This is a genomic window from Bradyrhizobium sp. USDA 4369 (assembly GCF_054056435.1).
This window is the reverse complement of the sequence record NZ_JBSRYH010000001.1, coordinates 2,630,996-2,655,480: the sequence shown is the minus strand read 5'-3', so window position 1 is coordinate 2,655,480 and position 24,485 is coordinate 2,630,996. Positions and strand designations below refer to the sequence as shown.

General features: G+C 60.4%; 17 protein-coding genes and 1 pseudogene. 6 read left to right on the top strand and 12 right to left on the bottom strand.

The features are described 5' to 3' along the window. Positions 1-67: 67 nt before the first annotated feature. From tnpB (ACVIJ6_RS12010) to ACVIJ6_RS11975, 8 genes and pseudogenes are all read right to left on the bottom strand, one after another. Entirely contained in the window at positions 68-415 is a 348-nt protein-coding gene (tnpB, locus tag ACVIJ6_RS12010; RefSeq protein WP_041750840.1) for an IS66 family insertion sequence element accessory protein TnpB, read from the bottom strand. After that, complete coding sequence (gene tnpA / locus ACVIJ6_RS12005) at positions 412-807, bottom strand: IS66-like element accessory protein TnpA (RefSeq protein ID WP_083780697.1); 396 nt, start codon at positions 805-807, stop codon at positions 412-414. The genes tnpB (ACVIJ6_RS12010) and tnpA (ACVIJ6_RS12005) overlap by 4 nt, the downstream gene beginning before the upstream one ends. A 507-nt stretch (positions 808-1,314) precedes the next feature. Beyond that, entirely contained in the window at positions 1,315-1,659 is a 345-nt protein-coding gene (locus tag ACVIJ6_RS12000) for an Imm1 family immunity protein (protein ID WP_456771796.1), read from the bottom strand. 31 nt (positions 1,660-1,690) lie between these two features. Next, positions 1,691-3,301: an IS66 family transposase gene (gene tnpC / locus ACVIJ6_RS11995; protein ID WP_456771795.1), complete on the bottom strand. Its 1,611-nt coding sequence runs from the start codon at positions 3,299-3,301 to the stop codon at positions 1,691-1,693. A 59-nt stretch (positions 3,302-3,360) separates the two neighbouring features. Further along, complete coding sequence (gene tnpB, locus ACVIJ6_RS11990) at positions 3,361-3,711, bottom strand: IS66 family insertion sequence element accessory protein TnpB (RefSeq protein WP_316167519.1); 351 nt, start codon at positions 3,709-3,711, stop codon at positions 3,361-3,363. Then, on the bottom strand, positions 3,708-4,079 hold the full coding sequence (gene tnpA, locus ACVIJ6_RS11985) for an IS66-like element accessory protein TnpA (protein ID WP_456771794.1): 372 nt from the start codon (positions 4,077-4,079) through the stop codon (positions 3,708-3,710). The genes tnpB (ACVIJ6_RS11990) and tnpA (ACVIJ6_RS11985) overlap by 4 nt, the downstream gene beginning before the upstream one ends. A 1,142-nt stretch (positions 4,080-5,221) precedes the next feature. Then, positions 5,222-6,414 (bottom strand): annotated as a pseudogene (locus tag ACVIJ6_RS11980) (DUF932 domain-containing protein). Between the two features lie 526 nt (positions 6,415-6,940). Further along, positions 6,941-8,191 (bottom strand): IS110 family RNA-guided transposase, encoded by a 1,251-nt coding sequence (locus ACVIJ6_RS11975; RefSeq protein WP_456772886.1) that lies wholly within the window; start codon positions 8,189-8,191, stop codon positions 6,941-6,943. 1,462 nt (positions 8,192-9,653) lie between these two features. Here ACVIJ6_RS11975 and ACVIJ6_RS11970 point away from each other — a divergent pair. Next, on the top strand, positions 9,654-11,111 hold the full coding sequence (locus ACVIJ6_RS11970; RefSeq protein ID WP_456772885.1) for an AbiJ-related protein: 1,458 nt from the start codon (positions 9,654-9,656) through the stop codon (positions 11,109-11,111). A 76-nt stretch (positions 11,112-11,187) separates the two neighbouring features. Next, positions 11,188-12,414, top strand: coding sequence for a hypothetical protein (locus tag ACVIJ6_RS11965; RefSeq protein WP_456772884.1), 1,227 nt, complete (start codon positions 11,188-11,190; stop codon positions 12,412-12,414). 537 nt (positions 12,415-12,951) lie between these two features. Here the strand turns inward: ACVIJ6_RS11965 and ACVIJ6_RS11960 are convergent. The 4 genes from ACVIJ6_RS11960 to ACVIJ6_RS11945 all read right to left on the bottom strand — a co-directional run bounded on the left by ACVIJ6_RS11960 (position 12,952) and on the right by ACVIJ6_RS11945 (position 17,111). Next, on the bottom strand, positions 12,952-13,311 hold the full coding sequence (locus ACVIJ6_RS11960; RefSeq protein ID WP_456772883.1) for a hypothetical protein: 360 nt from the start codon (positions 13,309-13,311) through the stop codon (positions 12,952-12,954). Between the two features lie 16 nt (positions 13,312-13,327). Then, positions 13,328-14,218 (bottom strand): hypothetical protein, encoded by an 891-nt coding sequence (locus ACVIJ6_RS11955; protein WP_456772882.1) that lies wholly within the window; start codon positions 14,216-14,218, stop codon positions 13,328-13,330. Positions 14,219-14,788: 570 nt separating this feature from the next. Next, a complete protein-coding gene (locus tag ACVIJ6_RS11950; RefSeq protein WP_456772881.1) occupies positions 14,789-16,264 on the bottom strand; it encodes a DNA cytosine methyltransferase in 1,476 nt (491 codons plus the stop codon). 367 nt (positions 16,265-16,631) lie between these two features. Then, positions 16,632-17,111: a very short patch repair endonuclease gene (locus tag ACVIJ6_RS11945; protein ID WP_456772880.1), complete on the bottom strand. Its 480-nt coding sequence runs from the start codon at positions 17,109-17,111 to the stop codon at positions 16,632-16,634. Between the two features lie 86 nt (positions 17,112-17,197). On the opposite strand from ACVIJ6_RS11945, the gene ACVIJ6_RS11940 reads away from it, so the two are divergent. Genes ACVIJ6_RS11940 through ACVIJ6_RS11925 form a run of 4 tightly spaced genes read left to right on the top strand, consistent with a single transcriptional unit; the run spans position 17,198 to position 24,298 of the window. Then, on the top strand, positions 17,198-18,688 hold the full coding sequence (locus ACVIJ6_RS11940; RefSeq protein ID WP_456772879.1) for an ATP-binding protein: 1,491 nt from the start codon (positions 17,198-17,200) through the stop codon (positions 18,686-18,688). Further along, positions 18,685-21,447: a Z1 domain-containing protein gene (locus tag ACVIJ6_RS11935; protein ID WP_456772878.1), complete on the top strand. Its 2,763-nt coding sequence runs from the start codon at positions 18,685-18,687 to the stop codon at positions 21,445-21,447. Before ACVIJ6_RS11940 ends, ACVIJ6_RS11935 begins: the two co-directional genes overlap by 4 nt. Next, positions 21,444-22,448, top strand: a complete 1,005-nt coding sequence (locus ACVIJ6_RS11930) for a PD-(D/E)XK motif protein (RefSeq protein WP_456772877.1) — start codon at positions 21,444-21,446, stop codon at positions 22,446-22,448. Before ACVIJ6_RS11935 ends, ACVIJ6_RS11930 begins: the two co-directional genes overlap by 4 nt. 5 nt (positions 22,449-22,453) lie before the next feature. Continuing rightward, a complete protein-coding gene (locus ACVIJ6_RS11925; protein WP_456772876.1) occupies positions 22,454-24,298 on the top strand; it encodes an AIPR family protein in 1,845 nt (614 codons plus the stop codon). Positions 24,299-24,485: the final 187 nt, after the last annotated feature.

The following is a 24,485-nucleotide window of genomic DNA, read 5'->3' as shown; positions in this document are numbered from 1 at the left end:
CGCAGTGAATCATAGATTGAATGCGTTGGGACTCCTCAAAATGCCGGCAGCCGCAGATTTTCCTGAATCAGCCAGCGCTCTGCGGCCGCCAGCTTAGTTGGGGATTCCTCCAGTCGATGCCCTCGAGCATGTAAGCCATTTGCGCCGCCGAGATCGATACCGCGCCGTCCGACGCTGAGGGCCAGATGAACTTCCCACGGTCGAGGCGCTTGGCGTAGAGCGACATGCCCAGCCCATCGTGCCAAAGAATCTTGACGAGGTCACCGCGGCGGCCCCGGAAGATGTAGAGATCGCCGGCATGGGGATCGCGCTTCAAGGTCTCCTGAACCGTAAGAGCCAGGCTTTGCATGCCGCGACGCATGTCGGTGTGGCCAGTGGCGATCCAAACCCTGACGCCGCTCGGAATCGGGATCATCGTCGCCGCAGCAGCTCAAGAATTCGCTGCAGCGCCTCAACGTCCACGTCACGGTCAACGCGAACGCGACAGCCGCCGCCAAGCTCGATCTCGATGATTCCAGCCCTTGCACGCTGCGCAGGCGGTGAAGATACTCGTTGTGGCGCGTCGCTCGAAGTCGGAGCCGCCATCGGTGTGATCTCGACGGGAACGAGAGCTGGCACAGAATCTCCGCCCAGTCGACCCTGGCGCGCCTGTCGACGCCAAGTGAACAGCAGGCTGTGAGCCACCCCATGCCGGCGCGCGACGCCGCAGACCGTCTCGCCAGCCTGCAAGGTTTCTTCGACAAGGCGAACCTTCTCGTCGTAACTCCATCGCCGCCGACGCTCGGCGCCCAACACATTGACCTGCATTCGCCAGGTGACCTTAAAGCTAGACTTAAGGTCAAATCCTCGGCCCGCCAATCAAACTACACAAGGCGGCCGCCGCCGGGGGGATACGGCCATTCTCACGCGGGACTGCCAGAAGGGCGCGGCCATGCCCGCTCGCCGGTCGCTCAACCATCAGCGCCGGCAGCTTTGGCAGCAGGTCAGCCAACCCAGCACCAAAGCGCCGCTCAACTCGGCTCTCGCCTCGGCCACGTCCTCCGCACGTTGGACCAGCCGGCCGGCACGTCTGGCGTCAGGATCAAGCTCCGCCACCGCGAGTACGAGCGGGAATGACCGAGAGCCGGGAAGACAAATTTGACGTTGCCTCCCGAGCCTGCAGCTGCCGCTGATCGCGCAAACGGGATTGCCGACTGGCGGAGCCCCTGCGCGCTTCCCAATCGATCTGCAGCCCTCAGGGTACGCATCCGGTGAAGACCACGGGCGGAGTAGCCCGCGCGGAGTATCCATCCGGCCGAGACCGCGGCAGATCTGTTACGCGATTTGCCACGCGACGTGATCGTATCGTGCTCCGTCATTGACGAAGAAGTACGCAATCGCTTTGTAGCATTCTTCTAGATCTATGCACCAGGATAGGGGATGCTCGTCGACCTGCCCGTTGGAGAGTGTGTAAGCGCAGGTTCCCTGATGGTCTGGGTTACCCTTTGTCACGACGCCGCTATCGCCATTGAACCGCAGATACATAAGCCAAGCGTGGCTACCATTGCGCAGCATGGCTAAGGACTGACCGTTCGGTACCGATATCCAGAGTTCGAACTGCGGTTGCTTGTCGATGCGATCCAGAGCAAGGCTCAGATGCTCGACAGTGGCAATCGACAAGTCAGTTCCGTTAAACGTGATCTTCATCTGATCAGGCAGCGGCGACAAGGGTTCTGGGTTTTGACCAATTCCACGGCAGCAGCTCGTCGAGCCTCGACGCCGGATGATCATTGATCCGCAGCAGCACGTCCGTCAACCAGGCCAGCGGACCGATGCCGTTGAGTTTGGCGGTCTGGATCAGGGTGTAGATGGCGGCGGCACGGCGGCCGCCATCGTCGGAGCCGGCGAAGGTCCAGTTCTTGCGGCCGACGGCCACGGCGCGCAGCTCGCGTTCGGCCGCGTTGTTGGTCATGCACAGCCGGCCATCGTCGATGAAGCGCGTGAACACCTCCCAGCGCTTGAGGCTGTAGTCGATCGCCTTGGCGGTCTCGCTCTTGCCGGAGAGCTTGGCGCGGCGCTCGTACAGGAAGGCATGAAGCTCATCGACCAGCGGGCGGCTGCGCGCATGGCGCGCGGCTTTGCGCTCGTGGGCCGGCAGACCGTTGATCTCGCGCTCGATCGCAAACAGGGCGTCGATCTTCGCGATCGCTTCGATCGCGATCGGCGCCTTCTTCAGCCGCGCGATCTCGAAGAACTTGCGCCGTGCATGCGCCCAGCAGCCGACCTCGATGACCGGGCCCGGCTTCCGCGATGGATCGTAGAGCCTGTTGAAGCCGGCATAGGCGTCCGCCTGCATCGGTCCGGCATAGATCGCAAGATGCGCCTCTGGATGGGTGCCGGAGCGGTCGGGCGAGTAGAAGAACGCGGCGGCCGGCGGCGCGTGCCCGGCGAAGGGCCGATCGTCGCGCACATAGGTCCAGACGCGCCCCGTGCGCGTCTTGCCCTTGGCCAGAACCGGCACCGTGGTGTCGTCGGCATGGATGCGCTCGGCAGCGAGTACATGCGCCTTGATCGCCTCGACCAGCGGCATCAATGTCGCCGCCGCCGCGCCGACCCAGTCGGCCAGCGTGGAGACGTCCAGCATCACACCTTCATGCGCATACGTCGTGCTCTGCCGGTTGAGGGGCAGGTGCAATCCGTATTTGGCGAACAGGATGTGCGCGAGCAGACGCGGTCCAGCGCGCCCGCGCGAGATCGGATGGAACGGCGCCGGCGGCTGGCTGATCGCCTCGCAGGCGCGGCAGGAGAACTTCTCACGCACGTGCTGGATCACCTTCCACTGCCGCGGCACGAGCTCCAGCGTCTCGGTCACGTCCTCGCCGATCTTGCGCAGCCTGTCGCCGCCGCAACACGGGCAATGGGCCGGCGCGGGATGAACGATGCGCTCCCGCGGCAGGTCTTCGGGCAGCGGCCGCCGCGCCGGACGCCGCCGCTCGAATGGCTGCACGTCTATCTTCGCGGCCTTGGCGCGTTCGGCTGCCAGCTGCGCATCGGCTTCGGCCTCCGATGCATCCTCCTCGAGGTCGGCGAGTTCTAGCTCGAGCTGATCGAGCACCGAGGCGCGCTCGGAGGATTGGCCGTGCTGTTCGTGCTTGAGCTTGGCGATCGTGAACTTCATCTGCTCGATCAGCAGCGTGCGGGCGCGGACCTCGGCTTCGAGATTGCGTGCCTTGGCTTCCGCCGCAAGCTGGGCCGCCTGGCCGGCGAGCACCAGCGCCTTCAGCGTCGCGACATCATCAGGGAGCGAATCGGCTGTGATCATCACAGAAGATGGAATCACAGCTCCGCCCGGTACGCATCAGTGCCGTGACGTTCGAGCGCTCAACCAACAGCTTCCGGGCGCCACGTCCGCTGCGGATGCCGCCAGTCGATGCCTTCGAGCAGATAGCCGAGCTGGGCCGGCGTGATCGTCACAGCTCCGTCCACAGCCTGTGGCCAGATGAAGCGGCCGCGCTCCAGCCGCTTGGCGAACAGGCACATGCCCTGGCCATCGTGCCACAGCACCTTGATCAGTCCGCCGCTGCGGCCGCGGAACACGAACAGATGGCCGCCATGCGGATCTCGCTTCAAGGTCTCCTGGACCAGCAGCGCCAGGCCGTCGAAGCCCTTGCGCATGTCGGTATGGCCGGTCGCCAGCCAGACCTGTGTGCCCGAGGGGATCGGGATCGTCATCGCGAACCCGCCCGGAGCGCCGTGATCACCGCCGTCACCGTCGCGGCATCCGCCGCGCCGCTGATCCGGATCTTGGTCTCAGTCCCGATCTCGACTTCGATCAGCCCCTGAGGCGGAGCTGCCGCTGCGTGAAGATCGCGATCGGCTGCAATCGTCACAGCGGCGAAGCCGGGCACGGCAGTCTCCTTGCCGCACAGCTGCCGGCGCCAGCGGAACACCTGGCTGGAATGCACACCAAACGCGCGCGCCACGCCCAGGATCGTCGCACCCGGCTGCAACGCTGCAGCGACGATGCGCTCCTTGTCAGCCCGCGACCAATGCCGCCGTCGCCGCTCCGACGTGATCACTTCAACTTCCGCTTTGGCCATAGGACTAGCTCCAGGACTAGTCCTATGGCTTCGCGAAGCCTCACTGCCGACGCAAGGTGGCCGTCACCGGGGGCTTACCCCTCAGGAAGCGATCTGCGAACTTCAATTCAGATCGGGAGAGCCGACAACGTTGGCGGGGGCCCTAAACCGAAGGAGACGCACGAGAGATCGAGAGCGAGACCGGAGATTTCGTTCGTATACGCGCCCAATCGCCGGCAAGTGATTGACGAGCTTTGATTTGTCGATCATTCCGCACGACCGCTGTATTCGTTCGGGCCCGCTTGTGTAAACATCGATCAACAGGATCTTTTTGTTTCACCCCAATGAGATAGCCGCGCGCGGCCCGCGAAGCGTCAGCATCGGAGGTGCATAGGGTGTGAAAAATCCCTTCCTCCTCTTCCCTGAGCCTTCGCTTCGATCCTCGTTGCGTGCCACGGCTTACGAAGCGGCGCAATCGCAGCCGCAAAGACGCACAACTCTCGCCGCCGGGACGTCGACTAGGCCGCGGTCATGCTATCAACCAACAGCGGTCCGATTGCGCTAGGCAGGTGGACTTTTTGCAGAAGAGCCGGGCCGAAATGTCCTGCCACCGCTCCGCTGAAACGAGAACGTCTCTGCAGTCCTGGCGCAAATCGACTGCGAGTCGTCGCGATTGATCGACGCTGGGAATCGTCAGCCCGATGACATCGGGCCCCGACCATGTCGCGCGGCCATAGCTCAAAGCTGAAGTCAATTTGCGCGCCGCAGGTGACGTGTTTTGGCTGCCGTTGTGCGGAGGGCGGCCGGCAAACGATTTGTCAACTGGCAATAAGCTTTCATGCAGCGAAGTGGCTGAACTTCCGCTGCCACACAGGGGCACCGTGGACGAGGTTGCAGCATTCTAGCCGCTGGAATCCGTCGATCTCGCGCGATTGAAGAGCCAGCGCAAACCAAAAAGTTCGGACGAGCTCGTCCGTCCGCCTGGCAGTCGTCGCGATGAGTTGCCGTCGAACTGTGCTTTCGCGAGCCGGGCCGAAGGCCCGGCGAGCACCGAACGCGTGCACGCGTCAGCGTCGCCGATCTGGCTAGCGGGGTCAGCAACGCCGTTCAACTTTGTTGAGAGCGACCGCGCAACCGGTGTCACCCGGTTGCGCGGCTTGTGTTCAGACGCCGCGCTCCATCAAGCGCCTGGCCTTGCCCTCGAGCTCGAGTCTTGCGTCCTGATGCGCCTTACCCCGAGCAACAGCCGTGATGCCCTGCACGAAGTCAAAGATGCTCTCCGGCTTGCGGTTCTCTTCACCCAAGACCGCTTCAATGACCTTCGACGTTTCGGCTTTGGACAAACCGCTCTTGCGCAGAAAACTTTCCCGATCCTCATCTGTGCGGGCGACAATCCGCTGCCGAGCGGCCGCAATGCCGGCAACAAACGGCGCGGGCGAGGAATTGGCAAAGTTCGTCAGCGCCGGTGCGGCCTCATGCGCAAAGCGCTGCGTGGCAAACTTCGAATGCCGGATCGTGATCTGCTCGAACTTCTCCACGCCCCAGAGATTACGGTTCATGCAGACGGCGCGCAGATAGAAGCTCGCAATGCCGAGCGTCTTGCTGCCGACCTCGGAGTTCCAGCAATAGAAGCCACGGAAGTAGACATCCGGTGAGCCGTCCGGCAGCCGTCCCGCCTCGATCGGATTGGCGTCGTCGACCAGAAACAGGAACACGTCGCGATCACTGGCGTAGAGCGTGGTGGTGTCCTTGGTCACGTCCACGAACGGGTTATGAGTCATGCTCGACCAGTCCAGCATACCCGGCACTTTCCATCGTGTGTCACCGGTGCCATTGCCGGCGATCTGCATGACGGCGGCAACCAGTTCATGATCCCAGATGCGTAGTCCGGCCCGGTGACGGCGCGAAGCTCGACACGGCCGCTGTCGGCTTCCAGGGTCTTGACCAGTTCGGCACGGTGCGACAGCAAGCCATGTTGCAAATTGATGGCCGATAAGGGCGCGGGCAGTTGCCGAAGGTACGCGGCGGGCGCACCGACAAGCGTGCACAATTGCCCAAAGCTCCAATGCGTCGGCGCCACCGGTTCGTCACGACCGGGAACGATCAGGGCCAGCCGCTCGGCGTTCTCTCGGGCAGCTTCGACGCGAATGGATTGGCTTTCGACGGTGCGGGCCTGTGCGCACGCTGCCCGGCTGCGCACGGCATCATAGAGGTCCGGCAAACTGAGATATCGCTCGTCATCGGGACGCGCAAACCACTCCGACGATACCCGGCCAATGCGCTGGCCGCGCGAGATGTCCACCCGGAATCCTCCCGAAACCTTCTGCCCGCCGTGCTGAGAAATTGTCACGTTCATCGTCATCTCCTGTCAGGTTGAAGCGCAGCGCTGCGCTGCAACCCTGCCCGTCGGCGAGACCTGGGGTAGCAAGGGCAAGGGCGGTCGGAGTGGAGGGGACTCCCCACCTTTTGCAAGAGCATTCTGCTTGCGAGTGCGACCAACCATTGCAGCTTCGGTTTCGCTTTTTAGGCAGGGTGAAGAGCGCACAAGCGCGCTCGAACCCCTGCCTCGCGGCGAGCAGCGGGTGTGCAAGCGGAGTGAGTGCCTTCGCGGGGAACCGGCTGCAGGGAGCGTGTTGAAGCTGTCGCTGATAGCTCCCGTGAGCCGCGACTGAAGCTGGGCGGAAGGCACTCCGAAGCGCGCCGAGGGCGGAGCCCTAAGCCTTCGGTGTGTGAGCGCAGCGACGCGCAAAGCACCGCCACCAGGCGACAACTCGTCAAGGTCATCGCTCGCTCATGTGAACAGACTGATCGGCGATCATCTGGGCCTGTCGTCGTCGCGACGCTACGCTATGCGGAGGCTTCGCGCCTCGCCGACGACAGGATCAAACCGCCGCACAGCGCGGAGTTCGGTCTCTGTCGAAGAGTTCGCCGGTCTTCAACATGGCACAGGCAACACCGATCAAACGGCTGCCGATCGAACGCAGCGCGCGAGCATGAGAGTGTCCGCGCTTTCGTAAGGCGGCATATCGATTGCGTGTTTGGAAGTCGTGCAGCACCGCCACGCGCGCCCAATGGTAGACAGCCGTTCTGAGACGATGCGGACAAGACTGCCGCATGACCACGAGAATCTGCTTACCGCTGCGCCGCGTGACGGGCGCGACGCCAGACAGGCCCCGAAGTGCTTGGGCATCGCGGCGAGCGACCGCGTCATGTGCTTCGGATAGAAGCGCAGCGAGGACGATCGTCCCAATTCCGGGCATCGATCGCAAGATTTCGGGATCAGCCTGGGTGTTTGGTGCGACGCCGATTGCTGGTGGGAGCTCGGCGACCGCAGAACACAAGCGCTCGAGCTGCTTCATCGCAAGCTTCATCTGCCCCATGACGAGCCGTAGACGCTCCAGGATCAGCTCGCAATGCGCGACGCAGGCTTCCGTAACACCATCTGCAACCGTTATCGGCTTGCCACGAAGATGGTTGAGCAACGTGTCGGCCGTCCACTTCTTCACCCGGCTTTGCTTCAGTCGCTTTGCGACCGTCGACGTTCTCACCGTCTGCGCTTTTGCGGGCGTGGGGATCAAGTCCCAGAGCTCCAAGATCCACTGCTGCGACCAATCTTCCGCAAGGTCCAGCATCTGCGGGAAATAGCGCCAGAGCTGATGCCGAAAGCGGTTAGCCAAACGATTGCGTTCGGCAGACAGGTCCTCCGCCATGCGTGACCACTCGCGCAACTGGATGATCGTCGGATGCACCGGTTCCAAGAACCGATAGAAGCGCCGATCTGTTCGCAGGGTATCGGCAAGAACGAGCGCATCAAGCCGATCATCCTTGGCACCCGCCATGGTAAATCGATCTCGAAAGCGATCAAGTTGCTTCGGATTCAAGGCATGCACCAGAAAACCAGACTCCATCAGGCTCTCGACGACTGGTCCGTGCGGGACTTCGATTCCAACAGCGATGCGGCCTGGCTCGACACCCGTCGTTGTTCGGATCCAGTCGGTAAGTTCAGCCAACCCTTCACCGCTATGCTGGAACGAGCGATGGCCGAGCTTTGCTCCTTGGGCATCCAACGCGTAAACGTAGTGCGTCGCCGATGCCCAATCGACGCCCGCGTATGCAGCAATATCTTCAGTCATTCCCTTTCTCCTGCTCAGTCGGGCAGCTGCGCTCCTCGCCGGCCCTGTTCTGGCGCTCAAAGGCGCAACTCCCCACGGGGCGTCGAACGCAGCTCATCCGTCGGGGCACTCGTCCCCTCTAGGCGCTCACGGCGCAGGATCACCAGGTGACTCCCAACGAATCAGCCCGCAGGCGACGATAGCCCCGTGAGGAGCATTGTGATTGGAACAGGGATCGCCCGCGCTTAAGGGCCGCTCGAAGAGCGGGTCTGCACAAGCGCATGACCGACTGCGACGATTCCGGAATTGAGGACGCGCGGAAGACCGGGGAGACCGCTCGGGGCGGCGTCGGCACAAGCCGGCGCTTCACCCTGGTGCGCGCGAGGGGCGGCGCCCCATAGCTCTTCAACAGAAAAAGAAGCGTATGGGCGGAGCGCCAGCGGAGGCCACTCGCGGGTCGCAAGACCGGTTAAGAGGGCAGCCGCAGGAGCGTCAGCATAGCGCCGCCGAAGGCGGGACGCGGGACCGACTGCCCCCGGCGAGCGACTCAAGAGCATCGCGACGTAATAGGATCAATTTTGCATTTATGATTTTATGGTATCGTCTCATCGTTGAGCATGTAGATGCACGACGTGCGCACGTTCACTGAGCGAGAGTCTCATAGAGGACGAAATGGCCAAGAAAGCGAAGAAGGCAAAGAAGACCGCCAAGGCAGCCACCAAGAAGGTCGCTAAGAAGACTGCAAAGAAAAAGAAGTAATCTCTCCTACGACTAAGAGATTGCGCCTCTGGGTCGCACCCCGAACGCAAAGCGAAACCTCTCCCAGGAATCTGAAACGTCCTTTGGCAGCCGTACGGTTTCGCGGCAAGGTAAGATGAGATCGGCCCCTTGTTCAGGTAGCTGCTGCATAAAGGTCCGGTTTTTCGTTTCTGCCCCGAAGAGCGTGATCCGCTCTTGCGCAAAGGATCGATGACGCCAAGCCGCGACGCTCTTGCGGCGCGGTTCACGAGAGCCCGGTCCGCGATGCGAGTTGGAGAGCGGCGGCGCGTAGAAAACTAACGGCCGAAGCCGCAGTCTGGGCCTCCCGCACTCCGCCCGTCAACCAGTCGAGGTTGCGAAGCACCTCAATATCTGTATCCCTGAAGGCGGCGGCTAGCACGCTTTCGTCGTCGCGGCCTCGACAGATTGCGCGCGCGAACAAAGATCCGCGCGCGTCAGAGACTGCAGAACTTTGCGCGGTCTCGCGCCGATGCCGCCCGCGAACAATGCCGCCGCAGCGCCATGCACTGTCCCGCCACCAGCCACCTAATGAAGAACACCGAACGCCAGCCGAGGCCCGGAAGCGCGTCGTCGATCTCCGCGACACTAAACGGCAGCGCTTCGCGCACGCGCCGAGAGGCACTGGACGCGCCGACGCCGGATATCAATGGCGGCACGCGGCCCCAAATCTACCCTCCTCTAGCGATCTAGCTGGACATTTCCAATGTTCATGATATGTACTGTCAGCAGTTCTCCCCCGCTGACCGAAATTGATGGCCGCGGTTGGACGTCCATATTGCCGCGACAATCGCAGCGGCCACGCAGCCGCAGCGGCGAATATCCTTTGGTTTCAATGCCCGACAGCCTACACAGCTTGATCGTTGCCGTCTTGCATTCGATGAGCCATTCGGCCCTGAGTGTCGAGCCATTGCGCATAGCAGGGCTGGTCGTGCCAGGTGGTGAGGGTCTGTCCAAGCGGCAACGTATCGATCTGGCGCTGGACGGTTTGACCGAAAGGCAATTGGCAACTCTGGCGTTGAGATTTGCCGTTGAGCGCAACGACCCAGCCCTCGACGAGGCGTCCCGTAAGGCGTTGGAGGCCGGTGACCCGCCTCTGACGCACATCACGCGTCGAGACGTCGCCAGGGTTTACGGAGACGATCTGGCCGGGGAACTCGACACCGTGTCGCTGGTCGGAAAATACTTCCCTCTATCTTCGCCGTTTGAAATGTTCGAGCAGCGCGGCCGCAGCCTTCGCGATCAGATCGAGAGACATATGGACCGCAATCCCGGCGATTGGTCGGTCGAACATTTGTTCGGGCAAATTGGGGCATTCGACTGTTCCCGGGCGCGCTTCGCAGCGATGATCGAGGAGTCGGTTCATCCGCTCTCGCGATCGGGGGACGAGCAGCTAAGAATAGTGACCGCTCTGAACAAGGTCCTAACGCGAGATGGCTATCATCTAGTCCCCGATGGAGAAGTATCCGGTCATCCAATCTTCGCGTTTCGGCCCGTAGTACGGGGCGTGGCTGGGCGGCCCAAGAACTTGATTTTTGCTTCAAGGGGACCGAAAAAGCCCGAGATCGGCTTCGTTGACGCAATCAACAACGACATCGTCGTACTGTCCGGTGAAGAAAGCTGCCTGATCTATGATCATCCGATCGGATCGAACGGGCTGCTTTGGTCAGACCTTGTGGCTTGGTGGGAAGAAGCCACCCCCGGCGGAAACGCCGCCGGTTTGGGAGCGCGCCTTCGGCAATCGTTGTCGTCCGACGGTGAAGAAAACCTTTTCGCGACCTACTTCAAGAAGTACAGGCCCACCCTCGGCGATGATCTGCCGGCGTTGCTGCCGCAGGTCTATCTTCATTACGACCCCGCCATCGTCAAACTGCTGCGCCACCGCCTACCTCTAGCACGACAACGCATGGACTTTCTGCTGCTGCTCCCGGAGCGACAGCGGATCGTAATCGAGGTCGACGGCACACATCATTTCTCCGAAGAAGGCAAACCCTCGCTGAAGGTCTATGCCGACATGGTGTCGGCCGACCGTGAGCTGCGGCTCGCCGGATATGAAGTGTACCGATTCGGCGCGAACGAGGTCGTCGGTTACGGCTCCGAGACGAGAATTACGAATTTCTTCGACAAGCTCTTCCGACTCCATCGAGTCGGCACAGAAAGCTGATAGTCCGAGGATAAATCGAAGCGCGCTACGTGCTCGCATGAGAAGTTCGTGTCGGAACTCTGCAGGGTCTGCGATCATGAACGATGGGCGGGAATTTCAGGAGATCGCTCACTGCGGTGGGCAGGTGATATTCACCGTCGACCGAGGCGACGACGGTCGGAGGCGATATCGTGTCACCTGGCAAAGCAGCCGGCCCGTTCCGGCGGCCGTATACTCGATCTACGCGTTGAGAGAGGGCATCCCGATCGCCGATCTGCCGATGGGAGGAATAGGTGCGCCTTGGCCCGCTCCACCCGTGCCCGGCTGCGTTCCGGTATTCGTGGCCTCAGACAGCGAGGGAAAATTCGGATTTCAATGCCCGAGATGCGACCAGTATTGGCGGACGCGTGGCGGCGTATCGCTCTGCCCCTACTGCGGAGCCCACGCCGAGCGTCACGAATTTCTGTCCGCGGCGCAACGGGTCTACGTCCGGCTTTATTGCGAGAAGCTCGACGAGGCGCTTTCGACGGACCAAGACGGGACGCACGTCATCGATATGGACGTCGTAGCGGACGCGGCGGGAAAGGACGTCGCAAAGCCACCGTTCTATTATGCCGAGCAGAGCCAACAGAAGCAGTTCGACTGCACTGCCTGCGGCGAGTTCAACGACATCCTGGGTCGCTTCGCCTATTGCTCGGTGTGTGGCACGCGCAACGATCTCGCCGAACTCGAGGGGAGCATCATCCCGGCAATCCGCGAGGGGCTGAACCGTGGCGCCGATCCTCCGGGCTGCTTAAGGGACCTCGGCTCGGCTTTCGATACCTTTGTCGGGCAATACGCGACGCAACTAATCAAGAACAGGCCGATGCGCTCGGCGCGTCGCGAACGCATCGGGAGAATGCGCTTTCACGATCTTGCCACAACGAGACGAGAGTTGTTGGGCGGTTTCGACATTGATATCTACGAAGGCCTAACGGAAGCGGAGATTGCCGCCGCGACGCGTTCGTTTCATCGCCGTCACGTCTACGAACACAACGGAGGCGAAGTCGATGAGAAATATCTGCGTGACAGCGGCGATACATCGGTCCGACTGAAGCAGAGCATTCGGGAGACGCAGGCAGGCGTCCACGAATTCGCCAATCTCGTGCTGCGCATGGCGCGGACCCTTCACCGCGGCTTCCACGACATCTACGAACCGATCAAGGCAGCCGTAGATCGATATGAAGCGGAGAAGAAACGCGTGGCCGCCCTCCAGCGTACGAACGAGCGGCGATCCCCCGCGTCACCAGTCAATTCCGCCAAGCCTCAATTGAGTGGTGAATAGATCGAAAAACCAGCGGGACATGCCGCAGAGTTCCGGGCCATCTTCCGCTTCGAGAAGAAGCGCGCTCGTCGGCGACGGGACCACAGCGACGGCGAGTAACGGGAAGCAGGCGGTTGAGGTGGACGCCCCCCTGGACGGGTCGATCGCCATGCCGCGCCCATCGCGCCTCGATGGAGCCCTTGTGCCCCAGGGGGATCGCCCCGCAGCCCTCGGCGCTGCGGAGGACGGAGAACGGACGTCTTTTTGACTTTGACGAGGAATGCCGCGGTTGGCGGCAGGGAAGAAAGTAGGCATTGAACCGTTGCGGGAAGGCGATTGAGGAGCTTCCGTCCCTCGGGCCCGATCAGCCATTCGAGGCCCGCGACGGACACGGCCATTACCATACGAACGGAGAGCACATTGGCGACTGCCGCCACCCAAATCTACGCATTGGTTCGCTCTCCCGCCCAACAGCGCTTTTCATGCGTTCAATGCAGAGCAGGCGAAGAACCTTGCCGACACCCGCGGTCAAGCCGCCGAGATCGAAGTCGCAGGTCCTCAGCCGGCTCCCTCGCTCGTCACCTTCAGTCCAGCAAGCTCGATAAAGAATCCTACAGGGACGAACATAGCAGAGGTCCAAACAAGCAATAGATTTGCGGCCGTACTGCCAGGCTCTCCCGCCAGAACACTGCGATACGCGATGACAGAGCCGACGAAGATCGCAACGCCGACCAGAACAAACAACATTTTCCAGCCCGCCGTCGCTTTGTGCGCTGGAATGCCCAAACCGCCGCCGGCCAGCGCAGCGACGGTACCAACGAGCACCACCCAGGACTCCATTCCTGGTGGACTTGACATGAACTTTGCCACGATGGCGGCTACAAGACCGGCCAATACCATGAAGCTCAGGTTCTTCATCGCCCTTTGCTTCCGGCTATCTCGTGCTGCCCAATAGGTCCAACTTGACAGTTGTCAGACCAAGTGCTGCACCGTCAGGTGCGAGTAGCAGCATTGGTGTCACCCCAGACGGGGCCAGCGCATTTTCAATCATCAGCGAACGCCCACCGTTGATGCGAACCAGTGCCACCAGGTATCGCGGATCGAATCCAATCGCCCGAAAGTCTTCCTGCTTAAGCAGTTCTCCGAGGGGCATGGGGCCGCGGAAATCGAGATCCCGCGTCTTCAGACTCTGGACGAAGCTTTCGGAAGTAGCTCCCAGCATTTCCGCGCCGAAGCCGACGCGGATATCACCGGGGCCCGTTGCCAAGTCGACCTGCAACGACTTCTTTTCCGGGTAGTACCTGAGTACAATTCTGGCGAAGGCCTCTGCGATCTCACCTGCGCCGGTCTGGTACGTCCTCCTCAGCTCGGCACCAGTCGTTTTCGGTCCACCTGCTGTGTCTCGCTTGCCTGGAACCTGGACATAGGCTTCAGCGGATTTCATCCCATCATTGCTGACGGAGATAGGAGCGTCGTGATCCAACTGGTAGCTCTCAAGGCTGCCATAGTCGTTCTTGCAGAAGACCCCACCGGGCTCCAATGGCTTGTCGAAGGGGATGATGAGTGCCGGCTTTTTCCAATCGAGCGATAGCTTCTTGTCGTGCAGGTTCTTTATATAGTGCCAGGCACGAGCTTGCCCGTTCCACGGATCTACATCCGAGCCCCACTCGAACCTGCTGTCTTTGGTTTGAGGTGTGACGTCTCGGACAGGCGGCGGCAGACCGCCCTTGCCAAAATCCCCAAGGTTGCAGCCTTGTGCAGAGGCTCCTACGGAGCCTACCGAGAGCGAGACAACTGCGGCGACGCAAACAAGAACACGTCTCATCTGTCCTCCAGTCAACCGAAGCTCCTGCAAGGGAGATAGAAGTATTTAGCGCCCATGCTTGAAGGTTAACATGGCTTGCAAACGCCGAACAGGAGCAAATTTGCTACCTGAAGTCCGGGTGAGTGAGAGCGCGCGTCGACAGTAAAATTGAGCGCTTTTCCTTGGAAGCCCTCCGGTAAGGGTCGCGGCCGCGAGCTGGCAGCAGGGTTGAGTATGAACACATCTGGCAAAAGGATAGAGGCACCCGCAAGAGGGTCACGACGCGCAGCGGCGGGATCCGCGACCGAGCGCAGTCGCGAGACCGGTCAAGAAGGCACCCGAGCGCGGGACAGTGATGGCGAAGCCGGCGTGCAATGACGGCGGGACCGCGAACGAGCGGCTCCGGCGAGCGACGCATTATCCTGCGCTAGGGATCAAGGCCGGATGGCCGAGATGTTACGCGGCTCGGTTGACGAGAGCCCGACGTGGCACAGCAGCGTAGCGCGAACAACAACTAACGGGTGACTGGAATCACGTCGCTTGGCGAGCTTTCCTGAACGAGGAGCACGTGCCCATTTCTACTTTTTGGTCCTATTCAGCGGCTACGCTCGAAGGCATCAAGGCGGCCCGGAGACTGGAGACCATTTCGACTGCGATCTCCCGGGCCATGACCGGCGGAACTGAATTGCCGATCTGCCGAAATGCCGGGTTCATGGTTCCGGCAAATACAAAACCGTCCGGGAACGACTGAAGCCGGGCCGCTTCCCTGACCGTGATCACCCGTGCCTGGTCGCTGTCGTAGTGGATATGCGTATATGTATCCTTGCCGATGTGAGCAGTAAGCGTCCGGACGGGTCCGTTTGCCTTCAGTTTCCACCATCGGTTTGGAAACTTCGTCGGGTCATACGGAGGGACCATTGAATCGCGAAGGATGCGCCACTGGGCAGTAGAAGGCGCAAGCCCACGTCGCCGTGCCGCCGCCTGAAACAACTGTGATGCCAGACGATGAGCTGCGGGATATTCGTCCCCTGGCGCCATGGCCCTGAAGATCTGAGCGTCACGAGGCAGGAAGCGCAACACGTGATCATAGATGCCATCGCGCGCCTCGAAGTCTGGCCAGGAACGCATCAGCCGGGCGTACGAGGACAGGTTCTCCCAGGCCGTTCTGCGATAGCGAACCGCTTCCGTAAAACGACGGGCTCCTCGCTTCAGTTTTCCTTCGAGATGCGCCGTGACAGGCGGTAAATCGCTGAGTGCCTCGCGAGCGGTGACGGCATGTGGCAATCCCTCGTGTCCGGTGTCAGCCTTGACGAAGGCATATTCATCCGAGCCTTTTACCAGCTTCAACGAGACGGCACGTGTCCCGGCATATCCCGAAGGGAGGTCGCAGTGACGCGTTGCGCGGGGAAATCTGATAGTTGCGCCAAGCTCCCTCCGATACGCGATCATATAGACGCGATCTCGCATCTGCGGGACCCCGTGATGGGCTGCATTAATCAGAGAGTACGCCGCGTCATAGCCCATGTCGTCGAGCGCCTCGACGATCTCCTGGACGACGTTGTGCCCGCCGTAGTTCAGAACATCGGGAACATTTTCAAAGAGAATTGCCAGTGGCTTGAGCCGGTCGACATAGTGAAGATAGCGCAGGTACAGATTTCCCCGCGGATCAATCTTGAATGCGCGTGGATGGTCCGCCACCTCGCGGAGTTTCGCACGACCGACACGAGCGTATGCTTGGCAGGGTGGCCCGCCCACGATTATGTCGACAGCCTCGGCTGTTTCTCCCAGCCCGAACTCGGCAACGATCTCTTCCGGTTCAAGCTCGGCAACATCACGGGGCATCGCGTGATGCTCCAAGACATCCTTCGATGCATTCCTGAAGAAGTTGATCGCATGCGAACGCGCCGCCAGTTTGTCGATTTCGAGTGCAGCGGCGATGTCACAGCCTGCCGCTCTAAAACCGAGGCTCAGGCCGCCGCAGCCCGCGAACAAGTCGAGGACCCTTGGCCGAGCCGCAGGGTTGCTGAGCCGAGCGCATTTCGCAGCGATGGCGGATGACGATTTCATGGAGGTGCGCTTCCATTGCGCGAGGCAGAGTGACGCAGCAACTTACCAGGTTGGGCGGACATTGCCAGGCCGCTGAAGCGGAAATTGTGGTCCAGGGAACAGGAACCAAGTGCACGCAGGCGCGCCGGGACGAGAACCGCCCTGGCCTCCATCCACCGGCTTAGAACCGAGGGAGCTCGTCGTGCGCTTTCGATGAGCACGGCGCCTCCTGGCGCAAGATTCGGCCGATGCAGGTTGAGCAAATCGCGCAAGTAATGGCTACCTGGCTGCTGTTCTTTGGTGCCAGACCGTCGGTGCCGATCTCCCTCCATACGCCGACCAGCAGACCGAACGCTCAGTATTCTTGGCATCCCATGGCCCGCGGAGCCTATTGCTGTGCGGGATCGGCCTGAGCGCGAGCTTTCCTCCCCGGCCGTTTCTCGCGCGGCCCAGTGCGAGGGAGCAGCCTGCCAGGCGGTCCAAGCACCTTCTTGAGCCTTTTCGCCACGGGCGCGAGATCCGCCAGCTCACATTCCCACACCACCACAACGCGCCACCCCATCGCTTCCAGTTCTCGCTCTGCTTTTCGATCCCGGGCGATGTTGCCGTCGAATTTGCGCTGCCAGAATTCCGGGCGGGTCTTGGGCACGTACGCCAGCCCGCAATCGTGGCGGTGCCAGAAACAGCCGTGGACAAAGATCGCGGCCCGCCTGCCCCGGAACACGACGTCGGGCTTTCCAGGAAGCTCCCTGGCGTGGAGCCGAAACCGATAGCCCATGGCATGCAGCAGCTTTCGAATGGCCAACTCCGGCCCCGTGTCGCGTCCCCGGATGCGCCCCATAAGGGCGCTCCGCTTCTCGGAGCTCATGATGTCAAACCGCAGACTTGGCTCGCCAGCGCGCTCAACCCCTGGTAACCTGCTCTTCGTTTTCTCCCGTAGGGTTTTTTGAGCCATTGCCAACGCGCGCCGTACCGCCATCCGCTGCAGCCCTCGTAGGCTCCCTTCGGGGGGTCGGCTATTCGCTGGAGACCGCAATTGCCGACATTCTCGATAACAGCATAGCTGCCGACGCCAAAACTATCGAGATCCAATGCGATTGGAATGATGGCGAGCCGGTCGCCTGGATACTGGATGACGGCGCGGGCATGCATGCCGATGGGCTCGTCGAAGCGATGCGATTCGGCGGCATCGGCCCGGAGGCCGAACGGTCGGCCGAGGACCTGGGCAGGTTTGGACTGGGACTCAAGACCGCATCCCTGTCCCAATGTCGCCAGCTTACGGTCGTGTCAAAGATTTCCACGGAGGAGACCTCATTTACCTGGGATCTTGATCAGCTGCGCAGGAATGGTGGTGGATGGGATCTGATCGAGGGCGATGCGGGCCTCCGCGAGGACATCCGCGACCGCTTGGCATCCAGGAGATCCGGCACGCTCGTCGTCTGGCGGAAGGTGGATTTCGGGCGAACGAGCGATCGGCCGAGCCACGAAACGTTTCTTGCTGATCTCGAGCGCGTCGATGCGCACCTTGGAATGGTCTTCCATCGGTTTCTCGCGGGCGATGCCCGGGCTCTCAAGATGACTCTCAATGGCAGCCGGGTCGAGGCGTGGGACCCGTTCCTGGAGAAGGACGAATCGATCATTCGAAATCCGGAGCAGCACATCGCGGGGCCTGGCGGCAAGATACGCGTCCGCGGGTTTGTCTTGCCGCACCGCGACCGCTTCCGCAACGACATCGAATTCGAGAGGGCCGGCGGACCTGACGGCTGGACAGCCCAGCAGGGCTTCTACGTGTATCGGCAGAAGCGCCTCCTTTCGGCGGGGGGTTGGCTTGGGCTCGGAGGGAGCCGCGCATGGACCCGAGACGAAACCAGCCGGCTGGCCCGCATACGGATCGATATTCCGAACACCGCCGACCACGATTGGCGTATCGACGTGCGCAAGGCGATCGCCCGGCCGCCGGATGCGATCAGAAAGCCATTGCAGCGGATAGCCGAGGATGTGCGTCGCAAGGCCCGCGAGGTTTTCGTCCATCGAGGCCAATTCGGAAGCCGACAGAAGGCAACCACAGTATCTCGAATCTGGCAGGTGAACCCTGAAGGTACCAGGCGCCGGTACACCCTGCGACGAGATCATGAGTTCATCGAGCTCATAAATGGCCGAATGGACAAGACAGCATTCGACCTGCTTGAGGGACTTTTTGATCTTATCGAGCGGACAGTACCCGTGGACCGCGTATGGCTGGACGTGACTGAACGCGGCGTTCCAGACGAAGGAGTCGACAACACCGAGCTGGTGAACGCCGCGCTCTCCATGGCGCGGCTGATGGAGCGGGCCGGGCTCCCCCTGCTCGAAGTCGCGGCACGGCTTTCGAGAATGGATCCGTTCGACAAGGTTGAGGAAATCGAGCAGAAGCTCATACGCAAATTACAGGGGGAAAAACGATGAGCTCGGTCGAGGACACGATTGGTTCGATGGCCCTCATGATGCTTCGGCAACGCCATCCCAACGCGGCCATGGGCAAGGAACAAATAGAGGCTGCAGTAGATGATTGTTCCCGACTGCTCGCGCAGGACCTATCGCCTGAGCAGATCGCAGCAATCGTGCATGAACTGGAAACACGGCTGACCGTCAAGATCGGCCGGCCTACAACACTCATTGACCAGCGAGGCCACGTCCCCTGGTACTTCGGAGATCGTAAGGAAGGCCGGAGGTTCTTCAAGCGGTATGGCGAGTTCCTGCTTCAGGATCAAGGCTGGCCACCGGCGGCCATCGACGCGATCGACCTCTCTACCGATCTGATCATGGAGCTGATCGAAGACCCGAATCGGGACGGCCCCTGGGATCGTCGCGGCCTAGTCGTCGGGCATGTGCAATTCGGAAAAACGGCCAACTATGCCGGACTCGCGAGCAAGGCAGCGGACGCTGGGTACAAGCTGATAATCGTTCTCGCCGGCATGCACAATGCTCTCCGGCAGCAGACTCAGCGGCGCATGGATCGCGATTTTCTCGGCTACAATACCACTCCGACAAATGGCGGTGGCTTCACACGGATCGGAGTGGGCGAACTCGACAAGAGCATTCATGCCGAGCACCTCACCACCCAGGCGGCCAACGGCGATTTCAATCGCGCGTTCGCCGACAACCTTGGAATCGGGGTGCAGCAACGTCCCGTGCTTCTGGTCATCAAAAAGAACGCGCGCATTCTCGAAAATCTGAACAACTGGGTTAGCGAGGTCCTCGCCCCCCGGGCCGACACCGAGGCTCGGCCTCTGCTCGTCATCGACGACGAGGCGGATCAGGCGTCGGTTGACACGGGCGAACAGCAGTTTCTCGATGACGATACGCCTGATCCCGAATATGAGCCCAAGCGCATCAATGGACAGATACGCCGTCTTCTCGCGGCATTCTCACGTTCGGCATACGTAGCCTATACTGCGACGCCGTTCGCAAACGTTCTGATCCACGATGCCGCGTCTACCGACGAGCACGGCGATGACGTGTTTCCTCGCAGCTTCATCATCAATCTCCCCTCGCCCTCGAACTATGTTGGGCCAAGCCTTCTCTTCGGCATCGACGGCAGTGGAGGTGAGGCAGCGGTCGAACCGATCGACGTCACTCGAGACGTAGACCAAAGCGATGAAGGTTGGATCGCGGTCGACCACAAGAAGACTTTCTCGCCGCGTTATCACGGCGAGGATCGTATTCCTCCATCACTCGAAGACGCAATCCTGAGTTTCGTACTGGCCTGCGCGGCGCGGGCAGCGCGGGGACAGCGCAATGTTCACAATTCGATGCTTATTCACGTCTCCCGCTTCAAAGACGTGCATCAGGCGGTCTTTCGGCAGGTAGATGAATGGGTCTCCGACTTGAAGCGCAAGCTCAAGTACAGGACAAAAAAAGCGGATCCGATCCTCGACCGTCTGCGTGAGCTTTGGGAGAGCGATTTCGCGCCGACTTCGGCGTCGATCAGAGCGCAGGAAATCGGACAATCGCTAGCCACGACGGACTGGGCGGATGTGGAGCGCGAACTGGTTTACGCTTCCGACAAGATCAGACCGCAGGTCGTCAACAGCGAAATACGGGATGCGCTCGACTATGACGGCAACGCAGCTCAGGGATTGAATGTCATAGCGATTGGTGGCGACAAGCTTTCTCGAGGACTGACGCTAGAAGGACTTACTGTCAGCTATTTTCTGCGTGCATCAAGGATGTACGACAGCCTGATGCAGATGGGACGTTGGTTCGGATACCGTCCCGGATATGTTGACCTCTGTCGGATCTATATGACACCCGACCTACGACTGTGGTTCCGCCATGTGGCGACCGCCGCCGAGGAGCTTCGAGAGCGTCTCAATCATATGGCCATGATAGGCGCCACTCCTGAGCAATACGGGCTTAGAATCCAGTCCCACGACATTCTGCTCGTCACCGCTCCGAACAAGATGCGTCACTCGCGGGAATTCCAGGTCTCGTTTCAGGGTGAGGCAAAGATACAAACCGTTCTTTTCCACGACCAACCGACCAACTACCGTAACGCACTGGCAATTACAGGATTTCTGGACCGAATTGGACCCGCTGTAGAACCTGGCGCGAACGAGGAGCTCAAAGCGTTCCAAGGGCGCCGGGTATGGAAGGCGGTAGCCGGAGCCGAAGTCGCAACTCTGCTCGCATCGCTTCTCTTTCCCGAAGCGGCTCACGATGTGAATGCCGTCCGCCTGAGTTCTTACGTCAGAGAGCAACTTGGTGCCGGGGAACTGACGGACTGGACGATCGCGGTGCTCAGCGGCAGCGGAGAGACATTGGGCGTGAATGGATGGACCTTCACGACAGTAGAACGTGCCCCCTTACCGCGTGGAGACGCGTCTGGTCGTTATGTCGTCAAGACGATACTCTCACCCCGAGACGAAGCAATCGATCTGAGTCGATCAGAATTCGAGCGTGCACTTTCCGCAACGAACAGAAAACGGGTCGCGGCCGGCAAGGATGAAGCCAGCACACCCGACGGCCCCGAGATCCGAAGGGTCCGCGGCGAAGATCCGAGGCGGGCGCTTTTGTTGCTCTACCCGCTGTCTCCTAAGAATGCAGGCCTGGACGCCGTAGAGGTTCCGATCTTCGGTGTCGTAGTCAGCTTTCCGGACTCCAATAGCGGCCGTTCAATTCGGTATCGATTCAACACCGTTGAACAACGGCTCGAACCCGTATGATATCGCCTCGAGACGAACTCGTATCAAAATGGGCTGAGGCAGCCTGCGTCGCTCCGTCGGATCATCAATGGCGGGCAATTTCCCTCTCGATCGCCGCGCCAGTACGCTTGCGAGCCGGTATCAGAGAGCCAGATGGCCGGATAGCGCTTCTCGTCGAGTCGCCACTAAGCGCAGCGCCGAACAGGCTGCTCAGGCTTACTGCTGAAGGTGTCAGCCTGAGCGATGAGCGAGACGCGGCAAGGGGGCTCCTTCGCATTGCGATCACACTTGAGCGCGAACAACTACGAGATATTTTTGAAGTGCTGGCAGCCGACCTGGTGGAAGTCGCGCGGGAGGCCTTGGATGCTGCCCGGACCATAGCCATCGTCGTGTCTCGACTTGAGGCATGGCAGGTATTCCTGCGTTCGGGTCGCCGGGGTCTATCACGAGAGGAGCAGGTTGGGCTTCTCGGTGAACTCGTCGTCCTGGAGCATCTGGCGTCCGAGATCGGATATGAAGCGGCCGTCGAAAGCTGGTTTGGGCCGCTCGAAGGCATTCACGACTTCAGCAGATCAGGAATCGGCATGGAGGTGAAAGCGGTCGCCCGGGGCGGAAATCTCCTGCGGATATCACGACTGGACCAACTGGATCGACGAGGACTTTCGGCTCTTCTGATTGCCCGCGCAAGATTTCAGGAGGTACCAGGGGGACGCACAGTTCTGACTGCCGCAAATGACATTCGGAATGCCCTGAACCAATCTTCGCCCGATGTTAGATCGACTTTTGATGATCTACTGATTCGGGCCGGGCTTGTTAAGGTCGGACATCTGCAACCCCCCATGCTCTCGTTCTCCCTTCAGACGCTGTATGGCTTTGACGTTCGTGAGGATTTTCCTAGGTTGACTGGCGCGTCGGTTCCCAAGGAGGTTGTGGATGCGTCCTATGCTCTTGACGAGAGACTACTGGTAGATTTCCTAATTACCCACGACGCTCTTAAGAAGCACCTCAAGATGATGGGCTGAACCTCATGAGTGAAGAAGCGATCGAGATTTTTGCTCGGGAGCTTGCGGCTGAAGTCGACGAGGCCGTACAGCTTGGCGACAACAGCATCTACAGCGAGGAAGAGTTCACCCGCCTCGTCCTCGATCGGCTCGGTGATGAAGGTGCCATTGAGAACCCGATGCTGCTCTGGCAGGAGGGAAGCTTTTCCCGAACGAGATACAAGATCACCGGTTATTCGATTCCAGATGACGAGGAGCGCCTCATACTCGTCACGACGCTCCACACTGGAGAAATGCCTCCACGCGCGTTGACGCGCGACGAGATTCTGAATGCTCTGCAGCAGGCCATGAAGTTCTATGAATGCAGTTGCAAGGGACTTCACACGAAAATTGAACCCTCGAACACAGATGCGAGCGAACTCGCTAGGCACATCTACGAAGCTCGTGAAAAAATCGGCGTTCTTCGAGTGGTTCTCCTCTCCGACGCTCTTACGGGGCTGAGATCCATCGATCTGAAGAAGGCCTTTGACGGCACCCGCGTAATTGTCGACCTGTTCGGCATTGAACGGCTACAGCGGATTCTGGGACAAGGCCTTCGCAGAGACGACATCACTGTGGATTTTGTCGCCGATTTTGGCAGTCCACTTTCCTGTCTCAAAGCCTCAGCGGACACTGCAGACTATGACGCGTATCTCGCATCCATACCGGGCATCCTGCTCGCAGATATATACGAGAAGTATGGTACGCGACTGCTTGAACTGAACGTACGAGCGTTTCTTGGTGTTCGTGGACGCAAGAGTGTAAATTCTGGTCTCCGTCAAACTATCCGTGAACTACCGCACCGTTTTCTTGCATACAACAACGGTATCGTTGCGACTGTCGACTCCATGGAGATTGAGGAAAATGGCGCCGGACTGTATGGCATCAAGTCAGTCCGAGGCCTGCAGATCGTGAACGGTGGCCAGACTACTGCGAGCCTCCATCGCGCCCAGCGGAGAGATGGAGCCAAGCTCGACGCGATCTCTGTGCCTGCAAAGATTATCTGCGTGGGCGGAGCGCACCTCGACGAAATGGTTGGTGCAGTCTCAAGGTCTGCAAACAGCCAGAATACGGTTCAGCCCGCCGACTTCTCTGCAAACGATCCCTTCCACGTCACGATTGAAAAGCTCGCGAACAATACGTGGCTTCCAGACGGAACGAGTCGCTGGTTCTATGAGCGCGCTCGCGGCAGCTACGGAGCAGCGGAGCTCAAGGCGTCCTTTGCTACTGCCCAGAAGCGACGATTCGCTCAGGAGACACCAAAGGAGCGAAGGTTCTCCAAGACCGACATGGCAAAGTACCTGAATGCCTGGGCTGGACACCCTCACCAAGTCAGCTTTGGCAATCAGAAGAACTTTCAATTTTTTATGCAGGGATTGAAAGACGAGCACCCGACTGGATTTGAACCGGATTCCGGCTGGTACAAGGCATTCATTGCCAAGGCAATTCTGTTCCGGACCGTGCAGACTATCGTCAAGGCAAAGAAATTTGCTGCGTTTCAGGCCAACATCACGGCGTATACAATCGCGTATCTTTCCTGGACGACTGAAGGCCGCTTAGATCTTGAGATGATCTGGAGCCGGCAGGCAATCTCGCCTGAGCTTCACAACATACTTGAGGACTGGGTGACCAAGATCGACGAGGCCCTAAGGAAGACCGCCGGCAATCGTATGGTCAGCGAATGGGCCAAGAAACCCTCGTGCTCGGAGGCGGTTCGCGAGTTGAAGCTGGAGCTTCCGAATAAGCTCCCGCCAGAATTTCTCTACCAGACCGCGCCCCGCAGCTCAGTCATGCGTCGGCCCAAACTGCCGGATGACGAACTTAGGCTGTAATCGGACGAAGAACGCGCAAGCCGCACGATGAGCCAATGCTCTGCTAGCCGGTCAAGCGATCCTGGCGACAAACCGCTCCAAGGTAGCGCATGCGTCAAGACAACAACGAATCAGACGCCCGTCGTGATCCGAAACTTGCAGCACTTGGCGAGCGGTGGGCCGCCGCGCTACGGCTTACGTTGCTTTA

Coding starts and splice junctions, on each gene's coding strand:
- tnpB (WP_041750840.1), bottom strand. CDS start 415: ATGATCCCGATTCCGAGCGGCGTCAGGGTTTGGATCGCCACTGGCCAC.
- tnpA (WP_083780697.1), bottom strand. CDS start 807: ATGCAGGTCAATGTGTTGGGCGCCGAGCGTCGGCGGCGATGGAGTTAC.
- tnpC (WP_456771795.1), bottom strand. CDS start 3,301: ATGATCACAGCCGATTCGCTCCCTGATGATGTCGCGACGCTGAAGGCG.
- tnpB (WP_316167519.1), bottom strand. CDS start 3,711: ATGACGATCCCGATCCCCTCGGGCACACAGGTCTGGCTGGCGACCGGC.
- tnpA (WP_456771794.1), bottom strand. CDS start 4,079: ATGGCCAAAGCGGAAGTTGAAGTGATCACGTCGGAGCGGCGACGGCGG.
- ACVIJ6_RS11975 (WP_456772886.1), bottom strand. CDS start 8,191: ATGACTGAAGATATTGCTGCATACGCGGGCGTCGATTGGGCATCGGCG.
- ACVIJ6_RS11970 (WP_456772885.1), top strand. CDS start 9,654: ATGTTCATGATATGTACTGTCAGCAGTTCTCCCCCGCTGACCGAAATT.
- ACVIJ6_RS11965 (WP_456772884.1), top strand. CDS start 11,188: ATGAACGATGGGCGGGAATTTCAGGAGATCGCTCACTGCGGTGGGCAG.
- ACVIJ6_RS11960 (WP_456772883.1), bottom strand. CDS start 13,311: ATGAAGAACCTGAGCTTCATGGTATTGGCCGGTCTTGTAGCCGCCATC.
- ACVIJ6_RS11955 (WP_456772882.1), bottom strand. CDS start 14,218: ATGAGACGTGTTCTTGTTTGCGTCGCCGCAGTTGTCTCGCTCTCGGTA.
- ACVIJ6_RS11950 (WP_456772881.1), bottom strand. CDS start 16,264: ATGAAATCGTCATCCGCCATCGCTGCGAAATGCGCTCGGCTCAGCAAC.
- ACVIJ6_RS11945 (WP_456772880.1), bottom strand. CDS start 17,111: ATGAGCTCCGAGAAGCGGAGCGCCCTTATGGGGCGCATCCGGGGACGC.
- ACVIJ6_RS11935 (WP_456772878.1), top strand. CDS start 18,685: ATGAGCTCGGTCGAGGACACGATTGGTTCGATGGCCCTCATGATGCTT.
- ACVIJ6_RS11930 (WP_456772877.1), top strand. CDS start 21,444: ATGATATCGCCTCGAGACGAACTCGTATCAAAATGGGCTGAGGCAGCC.
- ACVIJ6_RS11925 (WP_456772876.1), top strand. CDS start 22,454: ATGAGTGAAGAAGCGATCGAGATTTTTGCTCGGGAGCTTGCGGCTGAA.